This window comes from Catenovulum maritimum, from assembly GCF_001050375.1.
GTDB lineage: Bacteria > Pseudomonadota > Gammaproteobacteria > Enterobacterales > Alteromonadaceae > Catenovulum > Catenovulum maritimum.
In genome coordinates this window covers 42,268-57,179 of record NZ_KQ130483.1, presented here as the reverse complement: position 1 = coordinate 57,179, position 14,912 = coordinate 42,268, and the positions used below count along the sequence as shown (strand labels likewise).

Annotated in this window: 12 protein-coding genes; 8 read left to right on the top strand and 4 right to left on the bottom strand. The window is 36.7% G+C overall.

Features of this window, described 5'->3' with window-relative positions; all coding sequences use genetic code 11:
* Positions 1–4: 4 nt before the first annotated feature.
* Positions 5–757 (top strand): class I SAM-dependent methyltransferase, encoded by a 753-nt coding sequence (locus tag XM47_RS02770; RefSeq protein WP_048689353.1) that lies wholly within the window; start codon positions 5–7, stop codon positions 755–757.
* A 150-nt stretch (positions 758–907) separates the two neighbouring features.
* Entirely contained in the window at positions 908–2,092 is a 1,185-nt protein-coding gene (locus XM47_RS02765) for a family 43 glycosylhydrolase (RefSeq protein WP_172656493.1), read from the top strand.
* A gap of 77 nt (positions 2,093–2,169) precedes the next feature.
* On the opposite strand, the gene pyk is transcribed toward XM47_RS02765, so the two are convergent.
* On the bottom strand, positions 2,170–3,606 hold the full coding sequence (gene pyk / locus XM47_RS02760) for a pyruvate kinase (RefSeq protein WP_048689346.1): 1,437 nt from the start codon (positions 3,604–3,606) through the stop codon (positions 2,170–2,172).
* Between the two features lie 102 nt (positions 3,607–3,708).
* Positions 3,709–4,566, bottom strand: coding sequence for a MurR/RpiR family transcriptional regulator (locus XM47_RS02755; RefSeq protein ID WP_048689343.1), 858 nt, complete (start codon positions 4,564–4,566; stop codon positions 3,709–3,711).
* Positions 4,567–4,866: 300 nt separating this feature from the next.
* Here XM47_RS02755 and zwf point away from each other — a divergent pair, with 300 nt between their 5' ends.
* The 6 genes from zwf to XM47_RS02725 all read left to right on the top strand — a co-directional run bounded on the left by zwf (position 4,867) and on the right by XM47_RS02725 (position 11,661).
* Complete coding sequence (gene zwf, locus XM47_RS02750) at positions 4,867–6,330, top strand: glucose-6-phosphate dehydrogenase (protein WP_048689342.1); 1,464 nt, start codon at positions 4,867–4,869, stop codon at positions 6,328–6,330.
* 10 nt (positions 6,331–6,340) lie between these two features.
* On the top strand, positions 6,341–7,027 hold the full coding sequence (pgl, locus tag XM47_RS02745; RefSeq protein ID WP_048689339.1) for a 6-phosphogluconolactonase: 687 nt from the start codon (positions 6,341–6,343) through the stop codon (positions 7,025–7,027).
* 21 nt (positions 7,028–7,048) lie between these two features.
* A complete protein-coding gene (edd, locus tag XM47_RS02740) occupies positions 7,049–8,878 on the top strand; it encodes a phosphogluconate dehydratase (RefSeq protein ID WP_048689335.1) in 1,830 nt (609 codons plus the stop codon).
* Complete coding sequence (locus XM47_RS02735) at positions 8,878–9,822, top strand: glucokinase (protein ID WP_048689333.1); 945 nt, start codon at positions 8,878–8,880, stop codon at positions 9,820–9,822. The genes edd and XM47_RS02735 overlap by 1 nt, the downstream gene beginning before the upstream one ends.
* A gap of 12 nt (positions 9,823–9,834) precedes the next feature.
* Positions 9,835–10,473 carry a bifunctional 4-hydroxy-2-oxoglutarate aldolase/2-dehydro-3-deoxy-phosphogluconate aldolase gene (locus XM47_RS02730; RefSeq protein WP_048689330.1) on the top strand — a complete coding sequence of 213 codons (639 nt, stop codon included), beginning with the start codon at positions 9,835–9,837 and terminating at the stop codon, positions 10,471–10,473.
* A 159-nt stretch (positions 10,474–10,632) separates the two neighbouring features.
* A complete protein-coding gene (locus tag XM47_RS02725) occupies positions 10,633–11,661 on the top strand; it encodes a LacI family DNA-binding transcriptional regulator (RefSeq protein ID WP_048689329.1) in 1,029 nt (342 codons plus the stop codon).
* Positions 11,662–11,683: 22 nt separating this feature from the next.
* Here XM47_RS02725 and XM47_RS02720 read toward each other — a convergent pair whose 3' ends face one another.
* Positions 11,684–13,363, bottom strand: a complete 1,680-nt coding sequence (locus XM47_RS02720) for an alpha-amylase family glycosyl hydrolase (RefSeq protein ID WP_048689326.1) — start codon at positions 13,361–13,363, stop codon at positions 11,684–11,686.
* Between the two features lie 24 nt (positions 13,364–13,387).
* On the bottom strand, positions 13,388–14,860 hold the full coding sequence (locus XM47_RS02715; protein ID WP_245623408.1) for an MFS transporter: 1,473 nt from the start codon (positions 14,858–14,860) through the stop codon (positions 13,388–13,390).
* Positions 14,861–14,912: the final 52 nt, after the last annotated feature.

The window sequence follows — 14,912 nt, the reverse complement described above, 5'->3', positions numbered from 1 at the left end:
TTAAATGAAACCAGCTTTGCAAGATTTATTATTAGAATTACCTAGTTGTTGGTCTGACTTGCCTAGTGGTTTATTTGTTCAGAAACAAATTGAACGCCACCTAAACCCCTGGCTTCCAAAAGTTTTTGGTTATCATTTTTTAAAATTAGGGCGTTTAAGCACTGCAATTAATACCACTAATTGCTCCATTAAACATCAAGTTAATGTAGGCAATGAAGGGCACAACCTAGGCGTGTTAGCTGATATACATCACCTACCATTTTCTGAAAACTCTGTAGATGGTATTTTATTAGCTCAGTCGTTAGATTTTACAAGCGATCCGCATCAGGTACTAAGAGAAGCTCATAGAGTACTCATACCAGATGGTTATATCTTCATCACGGGTTTTAATCCAATTAGCTTAACCGGTATTTGTCGCTATTTACCTGGCATGAAAAAAAACTTGCTCAACAATGCAAGGTTTTTTTCAGTTAACCGTATCGGCGACTGGTTGAATTTATTAGGGTGCGAAGTAATAGATGATAGTCGCTTTATTTTAAGCCCACTCACGGGCGGTTCTAATAAGTACAAGCCTAAGTTTTTGCGTCAATCTTGGTTTTCTAGTTTAAGCTATAAATATTTTAATCGGCTCGGCTCTGTCTATTTAATCGTTGCTAGGAAAAGAGAGCTACCTTTAACACCAATAAAACCCAAATGGAAAGTAAAACCTAAACTTCAAACGGTAACAAACGTTAGAATTAAAGCTGGTGTAGATTGATTTTAACAGAGTAATTTTACAAATTATTATTCAACGAATTTCTCTGAGATTATTCTAAATTTTCTGAATTGAATACTTAAGTTAAGCTGCTTGCCTTCATTATATTTCTACCTTTTAATTGATTTAAAGACAGAAATAATGAGAGAAAAAATGAAACAAGCTCAACTGTATACAAGTGTGTTATCAAGTCTGTTTATATTGGCAGCATGCAATAATCTTAACACCTTCCAAATCAATGATCACCAAGGTGTACCAACAGAAAAAGCTATTCAAGCAACTATGGCGCCTAAGATTGATGGACCTAATATAGTTCCAAGTCATTTTACTGCTACTCAGTATCAAATTGATCAGCTGAATAAAAGAGAGCGAGCAGTTCAATTCTTTGAAGGCCTATTTTTGCGCGACCCATATTTGTTTTTAGCGCCAGATGGACAGTATTATTTTACCAGTACCAGATTAGAGCTAATTGAAGGAGGCGATCCAAACAATCATTTAACTGAGGGCATTGAATTATGGAAAAGTTCAGATTTGTTAAATTGGCAGCTTGTTGGTGTGCCTTTTCGTTTTCAAGATTTATCTTGGCATAAAGAGCTAACTGAAATGGGTGAACAACTTAAGCGTAAACCTATGCTTTGGGCACCTGAGATACATTTTATTAATGGTCAATGGTTATTAACTCATACGACGAGTGTCAAAAGAGCGAATGTGTTACTGGCTGATAAACCGGAAGGCCCATATAAAGAGGTGTTTGAGGGTCCTAGTTTTGGCCATAGACACGACCCGAGTTTTTTCCAAGATCAAGATGGCAAAGTTTATTTGCTGAATAAAGCTTATGAAATGATAGAAATGTCAGCATCGCTTGATGCTTTTGTGGGCGAACCATTCAGAGCAGAACCTTCGAACAGGAAAATGGGACATGAAGGTTTAACAATGGCAAATATTTTAGGTAAATATGTTATTTTTGGTACAGCATGGAGCACGGATAAAATGCGTCATGGTACATATAACATGTATTATGCAACTGCTGATAACTTACATGGTCCTTATGGAGAACGTCAGTTTCTTGGACGATTTCTAGGGCATGGCACGCCTTTTAAAGATAAGCAAGGTCAATGGTGGGTTACTGCGTTTAAGAATGGCGAAGTTTATACTCATGAAGAAATAGCCAGCCGAAAAATTCAAGATGATAAAGCATATACGCCTATGTCGAGTGGTTTTATGCTAGTGCCGATTGAACCTAAATTAGATGTTCAGGGAAAGTTTTATTTTGATGTGTTAGATAAAAGATACAAATATCCTGGTCCAGAAGAGGTTCAAAATTTTAAGATAAGGTAAGTATACTTAAGAGAAAGTAAATATAAAAAAAACCGGCAGGGAGCCGGTTTTTTATTAAGTGTTCTTATCTTACTTTACTAAGAAACTTTAACTAATTTTAATGTATTAGTTGCACCAACAGTTTCCATAGCATCACCGTGAGTTAATAATACTAAGTCATCTTTATTTAAGTGACCGGCATCTTTAAGTGCTGCCAATACATCATTAGTTAATGATGCAGGGTTTGATTTAGTTGAATCAAAATAGAAAGGTTGTACACCACGGTATAATGCAGTTGTCGTTAGCGATTTATCGTGACGAGATAAAGCGAAAATACGAATACCTGAACTAATTCTTGAAACTAAACGTGCAATGCTACCTGACTCAGTTAAGCAGATTAATGCTTTAACATTTGGAGTGTGGTTTGCAGCATACATAGCAGATAAAGCTACTGTTTCTGTAATTGAGTCAAACTCTTCACTAAGTCTATGTTTAGAAGCTAAAACACTTGGGTGTTTTTCAGCACCAACACATACGCCAGCCATAGACTTAACTGTTTCTACTGGGTATTTACCAGCAGCTGTTTCGCCTGAAAGCATTACAGCATCAGTACCATCTAAAACCGCGTTTGCAACGTCCATAACTTCTGCACGAGTTGGCATAGGGTTATCGATCATTGATTCCATCATTTGAGTTGCAGTGATAACCGCACGGTTTAATTGACGTGAACGTGAAATTAATTTTTTCTGTTTACTTACTAAAGCAGCATCACCAATTTCAACACCTAGGTCACCACGAGCAACCATAACAACGTCACAGTTAGTGATGATGTCATCAATCGCTTCGTCAGTTTCAACTGTTTCAGCACGCTCTACTTTAGCAACAATTTGTGCATCTAAGCCTGCTTCTAATGCTAATTCTTTAGCATAACGTAAATCAGCACCCGATTGTGGGAAAGAAACAGCTAAGAAATCAACGCCAATTTTAGCTGCTAATTTGATATCTTCTTTATCTTTATCTGTTAACGCTGGTGCAGATAAGCCGCCACCTAACTTATTGATACCTTTTTTGTCAGATAATTTACCGCCAATTAAAACAGTAGTTAGAATTTTAGTACCTTCAACACTTTCAACAGTTAATTGAACACGACCATCATCTAACAATAAAGTGTCACCATGAACAACATCATCAACTAGATCTTTATAATCTAAACCTACCGCATCTTGGTGGCCTTCTTTTGGACCCATTGCTGCATCTAGGATGAATTTATCACCAACAGCTAATTGAATAGGACCGTCCTTAAAAGTAGAAACACGAATTTTAGGACCTTGTAAGTCACCTAAAATACCAACGTAAACGCCTAATTTTTTTGCAATTTCACGTACTTGGTTTGCTCTTTCTATATGATCTTCTGCTGATCCATGTGAGAAGTTCATTCGAACTACATTTGCACCTGCGGCAATAATTTTTTCTAAATTACCGTCTCTATCTGATGCTGGACCTAAAGTTGTAACAATTTTCGTTCTTCTAAACATTCGCTGGGCTCCCGGTGTGCGATAATTATAGCGATTTTTTAATTCTTAATATTGAACCAATGTTAGCTCAACATGTAAAATAAATATGATAAATAAAGTCTATTAGTGATCACGCATTCCTTTACTAAATCGTGATTCTTTAAGGCCGTCTTTAACACGTTTTAAATTTTCTCTAAACTTACTACCTCGTCTTAACGTAAAGCCTGTTGCTAATATATCCACTAAAACAAGTTGGGCAATACGAGAAGACATAGGCATATACATATCTGTATCTTCAGTAACTTCTAATGATAACACGAGATTGCACTCTCTTGCCAAAGGACTTGCTGAATCTGTTATGCCAATAACAGTAGCATCATTATTTCTTGCTAACTCAGCACTTTCAACATGACTTTTGGTTCTGCCCGTGTGTGAAATAAATACAACCACTTCACCTTCGCAGCTATTTATACAGCTCATACGTTGCATTAATACGTCATCAAAGTGAATAACAGGCACATTAAACCTGAAAAATTTATTTTGAGCGTCTTGAGCAACTGATGCTGACGCGCCTAAACCAAAAAAGGATATTTTTTTAGCTTGAGTTAAAATATCAACGGCTTTGTTAATTGTATTTATATCTAAATGTTTCCGCGCAACATCTAATGCTGCCATAGTTGAATCAAAAATTTTCGAAGTGTAGGCATCTGGACCGTCTTCTTCTTCAACATGTCGGTTTACGTAGGGTGTTCCATTTGCTAAACATTGAGCAAGATGTAATTTAAAATCAGGAAAACCTTTTGTTTCCATCCTACGACAAAATCGATTAACAGTAGGCTCACTGACATCTGCTGCTTTTGCTAACGTAGCTATACTACTATGCATTGCACTTTGCGGCGCAGCTAAAATAACCTCTGCGACTTTTTTCTCAGATTTACTGAACTCAGGTTGACCTTGAGCAATTTTTTCTAGGATGTTCATAAAAAGTTTACCAGTTACATTTTATTTACATTGGAGTGGTTATTATGCACTAAGTTTATTGGTAATTTAACTACAAAATTTACTTTTTGTTGTTTAATTATGTAATTTCACTACATTTCAGCTTGCAATATGGAATATAAATTGGTTGAATATGTCGAAAACTTGGTTATTTTTTGCATTTAATCTTATTGATATTATCTATTGGTTGTAAAATTACCAAATTTAGTGTTCAATACCCCGCTTAAATTGCGCAATTGCGTATTGGCTAAATACTTATTTTAAGACTATCGGGGAGCAATCATGGTCTCGCAAGCAAACAAACCATGTGATCTTGTATTATTTGGCACCAAAGGTGATTTGGCACGCCGTAAGCTTTTACCATCATTATATCAATTGGAAAAAGCAAATTTATTAGATGCAAATACTCAAATTATTGGTGTAGCTCGTCATGAAGTTACTCAAGAAGAATATGTAGCTTTAGTGCATGATGCACTTTCTACATTTATGAAAGAAGAGATAGATCAAGATACTTGGGATAGATTCTCTGCAAAATTAAACTACGCTAAAGTAGATATGAGTAATCCAGAGGAATACTCAAAAATAAAAGATTTAGTAGACCAAGTTAAGCGCGTAACAGTTAACTATTTCTCTACGCCTCCTTCTATTTTTGGGGCGATATGTGAAGGCTTAAATAGCGCTGGCTTAATTAATGATGAAACTCGTGTTGTATTAGAAAAACCAATCGGACACGATTTAGCATCATCTAAAGTAATTAATGATCAAGTCGCTAAGTATTTCGCTGAAGAACAAACTTACCGAATCGATCATTATTTAGGTAAAGAAACAACTTTAAATTTATTAGCTTTACGTTTTGCTAACTCATTATTTGCATCTAACTGGGATCATAACTGTATTGATCATGTGCAAATTACAGTAGGTGAAGAAGTTGGTATTGAAGGCCGTTGGGGTTACTTTGACGATGCGGGTCAAATGCGTGATATGGTACAAAACCATTTATTACAAATTTTGAGTCTAATTGCGATGAATCCTCCAATTAGCTTAAATGCTAGTGATGTTCGTGACGAAAAAGTACGTGTACTTAAGTGTTTACGTCCTATCACTAAACATAACGTGAAAGAAAAAACTGTTCGTGGTCAATATGCAGCAGGCGCAATTAAAGGTAAGCCAGTACCAGGTTATCTAGAAGAAGAAGGCGCAAATACACAAAGTAATACAGAAACTTTTGTTGGTATCCGTGTTGATATTGATAACTGGCGTTGGTCAGGCGTTCCGTTCTATTTACGAACTGGTAAACGTATGCCAGAAAAATTAACTGAAATTGTTATTCATTTCAAAAACATGCCTCATAATATATTTAAAGATAGTTATGCGACATTACCAGCAAATGTATTAACAATCAGAATGCAACCTCGTGAAGGTGTTGAAGTTCAAGTACTTAACAAGGTACCTGGATTAGATGACCATATGACATTGCAAGAAACTAAATTGGATTTAAGTTTCTCTGAAACATTTAAAGAAGCACGTATTGCCGATGCATACGAAAGATTATTGCTCGAAGCTTTATTAGGTAATCAATCATTGTTTGTACGCCGTGATGAAGTTGAGGGTGCATGGAAATGGGTAGATGGAATTTTTAAAGCTTGGGATGAAACATTTGATAAGCCTAAGCCTTACCCAGCAGGTACATGGGGACCAGAAGCGTCTGCATTTTTAATGGCTAAAGATGGCCGTGAGTGGGATTAGGGATAATAAAATGCAATTTGTAGAATTTAAAAATACAGACGAATTAAATTTACAATTTGCTGATCGCATCGCCAAGATATTGGCGAATGCGATTGATGCAAAGGGTAAAGCAAGTTTAGTTGTTTCTGGTGGACGCACTCCATTACCTTTTTTCAAACAATTATCTCAAGCAGATATTGATTGGAGCAAAGTAAGTATTACTTTAGCTGACGAACGTTGGGTTGATAAATCTCACGAAGCAAGTAATACTGCTTTAGTATTAAATAACTTATTACAAAACAAAGCCGCGGATGCTACCTTTGTTGAGTTGAAAACTAAAGAAACTAGCGCATTTGGTGCTGAACCAAGCGTAGCTGAAAATTTGAAAGCTTTGTCTTTCCCAATAGATGCATTGATTTTGGGTATGGGTGAAGATGGGCATACAGCCTCATTGTTTCCTTGTTCTGAACAAATTGTTCAGGGTTTAGAATCGAATGAAGTATGTATTGCTGTTCAGCCTACAACAGCACCACATGAGAGAATGTCGTTAACTTTAAAATCACTACTAAATAGTGAACAAATTTTTGTTCACTCAGTAGGCGACAGTAAGAAAGTGATTATCGACAAAGCTCTAGCTGGTGACGATGTACTAGAAATGCCTATCAGGGCAATTTTGAAACAAGATTCAACTCCGGTAGATATCATCTGGGCACCATAACAGCCAGGAGATTATCTCTGTATGAATTCCATATTGCAGGAAGTAACTGAACGAATCGTTGAACGAAGCAAAGAATCTCGCAAAGCTTACTTAAAAAAAGTTGAAGCTGCGCGAGTAAAAGGTCCACATCGAGAAGTTTTATCTTGCGGCAATTTGGCACATGGCTACGCAGCCTGTGCCAAAAATGATAAAAATATCTTAAAGCAATTCAATAAATCTAATATAGGTATCATTACTTCATATAATGATATGCTTTCTGCTCATCAACCATATGAGTACTATCCACAAATATTAAAAGATGCCATTGCTGAAACAGGCAGTGTGGCGCAGGTTGCAGGCGGCGTTCCCGCTATGTGTGACGGTGTTACACAAGGCCAGCCAGGCATGGATTTGAGTTTGCTAAGTCGCGATGTTATCGCACTAAGCTCATGTGTTGGTTTATCACACAATATGTTTGATGGCGCTTTAATGCTAGGTATATGTGACAAAATTGTACCTGGATTAGTCATGTCTGCGTTAGCATTCGGCCACTTACCTTTTGTTTTTGTACCAGCAGGCCCAATGCCAACAGGTATTTCAAATTCAGAAAAAACTCGTGTCCGTATGCTCCACGCTGAAGGTAAAGTTGGACGTGAAGCGTTACTAGAGTCAGAATCAGCATCTTATCACTCTCCAGGTACTTGTACTTTCTATGGCACAGCAAATAGTAATCAGCTAGTTGTTGAAATGATGGGTTTACATCTACCTGGTTCGTCTTTTGTAGAAACGGATTCAGTGTTGAGAACGGCTTTAACTAAAGCGGCTGCGAAACAAGTTACTCGAATTACAGATTTAGGTACAGAATACACACCGATTGCTAAAATCGTTGACGAGAAAGCAGTTGTTAATGGCATAGTGTCATTACTAGCGACTGGTGGTTCAACTAACCACACTATGCATTTAGTTGCTATGGCTCGTTCTGCTGGCATTATCGTGAATTGGACTGATTTTGCTGACTTATCTAATGGTACGCCTTTATTAACTCGTATTTACCCTAACGGTAGTGCAGATATTAATCAATTCCATGATGCTGGCGGTATGGCTGTACTTTTCCGCGAATTATTATCTGCAGATTTACTGCATAATGATGTGCATACTATTTGTGGACAAGGCTTAGATAAGTATACCAAAACACCTTCACTAGATGATGGTGAACTCGTTTGGTCAGAAAGCGTTACTAAATCTAAAGACAAAACAATTATAGCGACTGCAAAACTACCTTTTAAACCAAACGGTGGTTTACAAGTATTGCAGGGCAATTTAGGTAGAAGCGTCATGAAAACTTCATCTTTACCAAAAGGTGATGTTAGCTTTACTGCGCCTGCCAAAGTGTTTGAAAGTCAGCATGATTTAGAAAAAGCATTCCAAAATAAAGAGCTAGAAGGTGATTTTGTTGCAGTTGTTAGATTCCAAGGGCCAAAAGCCATCGGAATGCCAGAGCTACACAAATTGACGCCGCCATTAGCAATTTTACAAGACAGAGGCCAGAATGTTGCATTAGTTACCGATGGTCGTATGTCAGGTGCTTCTGGTAAAGTACCTGCTGCAATACATATGACACCAGAAGCGATCGATGGTGGTTTGCTGGCCAAAGTGAAAGAGGGTGACTTAATTTTAGTTGATTCAATTAATGGTAAAGTTGAACTTTTAGTTGATGAAAAAGAGTTAGCAACTAGAGAAAATGCAATGCCTGGGTTAGTTGATCAAGAAAGAATTGGCATGGGTCGTGAGTTCTTTGGCGCTTTAAGATCTAATTTATCAGGTGCAGAAGAGGGCGCTTGTAGCTTATTTACTTTAGACGGAGTTAGTTAATGATATCGCTTGTTGCTGATATAGGCGGCACCAATATGAGAATTGCTCAAACGAATGGTGTAAATTCTATTGATCAGATTAAAAAATATAAAGTAACTGATTATGCTTCTCCGGAAGCAACACTCAGAGCATATATGTCTGAGGTCGGTTTAGATAAGGTTGACCAAGTTTGTCTTGCTATTGCTTGCCCGATAAACTCAGATATAGTTTCAATGACTAATCATGATTGGTCTTTTTCAATAAAAGAAACTAAAGCGTCTTTAGGTTTATCTAAGTTATTTGTTATTAATGATTTTACCGCAATTGCTTTATCTGTTCCGTTTTTATCAGATGAACAAAAGATAAAAGTGGGCGGCGGTGAAGCACAGACAAAGCAACCTATTGCTGTTTGTGGTGCTGGCACTGGTTTAGGTGTTGCGCATGTTATTAATGCGAATGACAAGTGGATACCATTACCAGGTGAAGGCGGTCACGTCGATTTTGCGCCAAATAATGATGAAGAAGCTTATGTTTTAAAATTCCTTGCGAATGAATTAGGCCATGTATCAGCTGAACGTTTGTTATCTGGTCAAGGTATCGCAAATATCTATCGAGCACTTGCAGCTAAATCTGATGTGGCAGAAAAAGCATTAGAACCAGCTCAAGTTACCGAAAAAGCACTAGCGAATAGCTGTCCAGTCTGTAAAGCTAGTTTAGATATGTTCTGTGAAGCTATTGGTAGTTTTGCAGGAAACTTGGCACTTAATTTAAACACTACATCAGGTGTTTATATTGCTGGCGGTGTTGTACCGCGTTTTATTGAATATGTTTTAAATAGTAGTTTTCGAAAGCGTTTTGATGCCAAAGGGCGTTTTGAAGCATTAAATAAAAACATACCTGTATATATAGTAACTGAAGAGCAGCCTGGTTTACTTGGTGCTGCTGCTTACTTAGCTCAAAATTAAAAGGCTTATTAAATGACTACAAGAAATTGGTCTATGCAACCTCTAGACGTTATGAATGCTGGAAAAGTTGTACCAGTATTAGTTTTTAAAAAACTTGAACACGCAGTTCCTGTTGCTGAAGCATTATTAGAAGGTGGTACTAAAGTATTTGAAATTACTTTACGTACAGAATGTGCGCTTGATGCGATTGAGTTAATCGCACAAAAATTTCCTGAAAGCATTACTGGTGCGGGCACTGTGACAAATCTTGAACAGTTAAAAGCAGTTGAAGATCGTGGTGCTCAATTTGCAATTAGCCCAGGTTTAACACCAAAGTTACTTGATGCTGCAAATTTAGGTAAAACTGCATTATTACCAGGTATCTCTACTATATCTGAGTTAATGATGGGTATGGATCATGGCTATGATTGCTTTAAGTTTTTCCCTGCAGAATCAAATGGTGGTGTAAACGCACTTAAGTCTATTGGTGGACCATTACCTCATATCAATTTCTGCCCTACAGGTGGTATTAGCCCATCAAACTATAAAGATTATTTAGCATTACCAAATGTCCGTTGTGTTGGCGGTTCATGGTTAGTGCCAAATGATGTAGTTGAAGCTGGAGATTGGAAAAAAATTACAGAGTTAGCTAAAGCTGCTAACAACGTATAATTTATCAATATCTACAAAAGCCACCTTTTAGGTGGCTTTTTTGTATAAGCTTGTCACTTTTTTGTATAAAAACTTATAACGTATTGTAAAAACAATAAATTTGAGCTATTAACTTATTATAATTAAAAATAAATATCACCTTTGATAGGTACCCATAGCATGAAATCTAAAGCAACTTCACTAGATATAGCGTACAAAGCAGGTGTCTCTCAATCAACAGTATCAAGAGCATTGAGAAATAGCCCATTAGTTAATGAAGAAACCAGAAACAAAATTCAACAACTTGCAAAGGAACTTAACTATAAAGTTGATAAAAATGCGAGTAATTTAAGATCTCAGCAGACAGGTACTTTAGCTTTATTATTATTTGAAGACCCTACATCTGATGAATCTATGATAAATCCTTTCTTTTTATCTATACTTGGTTGCATTACCAGAGCGGCTGCAAAGAGTGGTTATGATTTACTCGTTTCTTTTCAGCAACTAAGTGAAGATTGGCATGCTGATTATGAAGATGCATCAAAAGCGGATGGCATCATTTTGTTAGGGTACGGTGATTACGTCGACTATGAAGCTAAATTGACTCAGTTAAATGAACAGGGTACACATTTTGTACGTTACGGAACAATAGTTGAAGGACAACCGGGTAGTTCATTTGGTTGTGATAATTTTGAAGGTGGTTATGTCATTACCAAACACTTGATCGATAAAGGTTTTAAACATTTTGCATTTTTAGGCGATTCATCTGAACATTCTCCAGAGTTTAGAGATAGATATCTTGGCCATTGCAAAGCCTTAACTGATCATGGATTAGACATCATTGCTGAAAATCAAGTACATGCCATTTCGACTGAAGATTCTGGTTGGGATGCGGCGATGAAATTAGTTCGAAATAATGCCAGGATTGATGCTGTATTTGGTGCTTCAGATATGATTGCTGTAGGTGCTCTTAGAGCTTTTCAGAAAGTTGGTATGAAAGTGCCAGAAGATTTAGCCATTGTAGGCTTTGATGATATACCTGTCTCGCATTTAACCACGCCACAACTGACGACTATGCAACAAAACACTAAACTTGCAGGTGAGATGTTAGTTGAAGCCTTAATTAAAAAGATACATAAGATTGACGTTGATTCAGCACTTATCCCAGCTAAATTAATCGTGAGGCAGTCATGCGGAGGGGTTAATTAATTAACCCCTCGAATAACAAGGATTATTTGTTTAGCATTAATCTATCTAATTCAGCTATCAGTGCTTTGTTTTCAGGTGTTTTGTTTAGGACTAAAACGTCTACACCATGTGCTGGTACTTTAATTTCTAGCATATTGTTTTCAACGATATGGCTTGAGTTTGTAATTTGACTCTGCCATTTACCATTAGTTAAATATTTATCAATCGAAATTGTTTTGTCTTCGCCTGATTTATTTAATAAAACTAAAGCCATCTGCTCTACACCATCAAGTTGTAAAACTCGTAAAAAACTAGCTGTGTCTTTAGTGAATTCGATGTTTGCTTGTAAACCACTTTGTAAAGCAGGTGTGTTTTTTCGGACTAGGTTAATTCTCTTTAAATTTTTATAGACAGTCGAGTTAGGCGCTTTATCTATATTAGCTTGGCCATAATAGTTTCTATTACCAAAGTGTTCCTTTAAACCTGCCTGAAAAGCAATCTCAGAACCGTAATAGACTACTGGTATCCCTCGTGAGGTCATTAGCCAATTATTTGCATCAATAAACCCATTCTCGTCTGCATTCATACGGGCCATATCATGGTTATCATAAAACGTCATCAAATCATAAGGATTATGATATGGACCATGTGTTAGATATAAATAATCTAGAATTTCTGTGTAAGAAGACTCCTTATTTTCAAATACTTGCGTCATTAACTTTTGCCCAGGGAAATCTAAAACACTGACTTCGCCGTTTTTAGGTAGTGTGTGCTGAGCTACTTTAGTTGCTTCATATTCAAAACTTTCTCCAAACATAAAAAAGTTAGGATGTTTTGCTCTAATTCTATCACTAAACGCCTTCCATAAATGATGAGGCATATGTCTAATCGTATCAATTCTAAAGGCTTCCGCTCCTTGGTCTATCCATTGTAAATAAGCTTCAACGAAATAATCCAAAACTGCTGGATTGTCTTCATTTATATTAGAAAGCTGTACTAAATCTGTCTTGTTATGAAAAAATTTGTGCAGAGGGTTATTTAAATCTAGTTTTGTTGGGTGAATATTTTGATGGTCCGCAATTAAATTACCAGCTTTGTCATATATCTCACCATACTTTGGCAAATCCTCTTTCATCGTAAAGGATGGAGAACCATGATTAAGTACTATGTCTAATATTGGTTTAACGCCATTTTGTTTTAATTTTTTGTTTAGTTGCTGGTAATTTAAGTCAGCAGAAACTAAGTGTTCGTCTTCTTTAAAGAAATTGACTCCCCAGTAACCGTGATATCCTGTTTTGCCACCATCTTTAAATTGACCACCAAATTCAATTTTCTCACCGCCATTGAATGCCATGTCAGGGTTATCAACAATAGGCGTAATCCATAGCGCTGTGAAGCCCATATCTGTGATGTAATCTATATTATTAGCTATACCTTTAAAATCACCGCCCATGTAGCCTACGTTAGCAGATTGACTACCATCTTTGCTGATTAGTGGTCGGTCAAATGTTTTATGTTTACCGCCTTGATTTGGGTAATTATTATTTTTATCGCCATCGACAAATCTGTCAGTCATCAGGAAATATACAGACTCTTGAGCAAATTGATTTTTAGTTCCATAGTACTCTTTGGCCATTTCCTTTGGAGTAGATTGGCAACCGGATATTAAGACACTTGCAGCAACACTAAATATTAAATGATTTGTTTTGAAATGTTTTTTCATTATTAAGTCTCTTTGTTAAATGTTTTATAATTTAGTTCTTAATGTAAAAATAGCACTTATCACTAGACTCACAGCTCCTATCATTAACGCTGCAATTGCACCTGAATTAATAATAGAAAGTAAAATGCCTAAGATCGAGGCTGCCAATATCTGTGGTATAACGATGAAGAAGTTAAAAATGCCCATAAAGACACCCATTTTATGAGAGGGTAAACTATTGGATAGCATAGAATATGGCAGTGATAAAATAGATGCCCAAGCGAAACCAACGCCCACCATAGAAACTAATAACCAATCTGGATCTTTAATCAAAATGAAACTTAAAAAGCCTAATGCGCCTAGCGTTAAACTAATTGCGTGCGCTTGTTTAATGCCGAATGTACTGACAAGTTTAGGTATAAATATTGCTGCGATAGCTGCGAAACCGTTATAAGCCGCAAATAATACACCGACCCAATTTGCACCTTGGTTGTAAGCAAGATCGTTTGCCTCTTGGCTACCAAAGTGGAAATCAGTAACAGCTGAGGTGGTATATATCCACATGGCAAATAATGCAAACCAGCTAAAAAATTGTACAATAGCAAGCTGCTTCATAGTCGATGGCATGTTAATTAAATCGTGCATTATAGCTGCAAAACCATTATTAAATTTATTCGCAGCTATCATCTTATCTGCGACTAAAAAGCAAGTCGCGACAGCAATTAAGCCTAATGACAAAATATAGAGTTGTTTTTCTAAATCTAACAATAAAATTGCAGCGGTGAAAATAACACCTGTGCTCATCATAAGCAGCGTTGGCTTTTTGAACTTATCGTTACTGAATATTGTTCTTTGTTGTTCAATTGTTTCGTTGTTAAAGCTAGCTAATTCTTCAGGGCTGTACTCTTTACTGCTGACTATAGTCCAACCAACCGCAACTAATAACACTGCCGCACCCCAATAGAATGCGTATTTTACTGAATCAGGGATTTCACCGGCAACCGCCTCATTGCTAACGTCAAACCAATTGGTCATTATCCATGGTAATGCAGAAGCAACAACTGCGCCTAAACCAATAAACAAACTTTGCATTGAGTAACCAAGCGGACGTTGCTTTTTATTTAAATTATCACCAACAAAAGCTCGGAATGGCTCCATTGAAATATTAATTGAAGCATCTAAAACCCACAGCATACCTGCAGCAATCCATAAACTGGGTGAGTTAGGCATAAAGACTAAGCTAATAGATGACAATATAGCGCCAATTAAAAAGAAGGGCCTCCTTCTGCCTAAGCTACACCATGTTTTGTCACTTAAATATCCTATGATAGGTTGAACAACCAAACCTGTTATTGGCGCTGCAATCCATAAGATAGGTATTTCTTCAATGTCTGCGCCTAAACTTTGAAATATCCGACTGACATTTGCATTTTGTAAAGCAAAGCCAAATTGAATTCCTAAAAATCCAAAGCACATATTCCATATTTGCCAAAAAGATAACTGCGGTTTTTCGTTCATGTGACTTCTCATCTATAGCTGTAACGACTAAACATAAGCATAGTTGTTAATA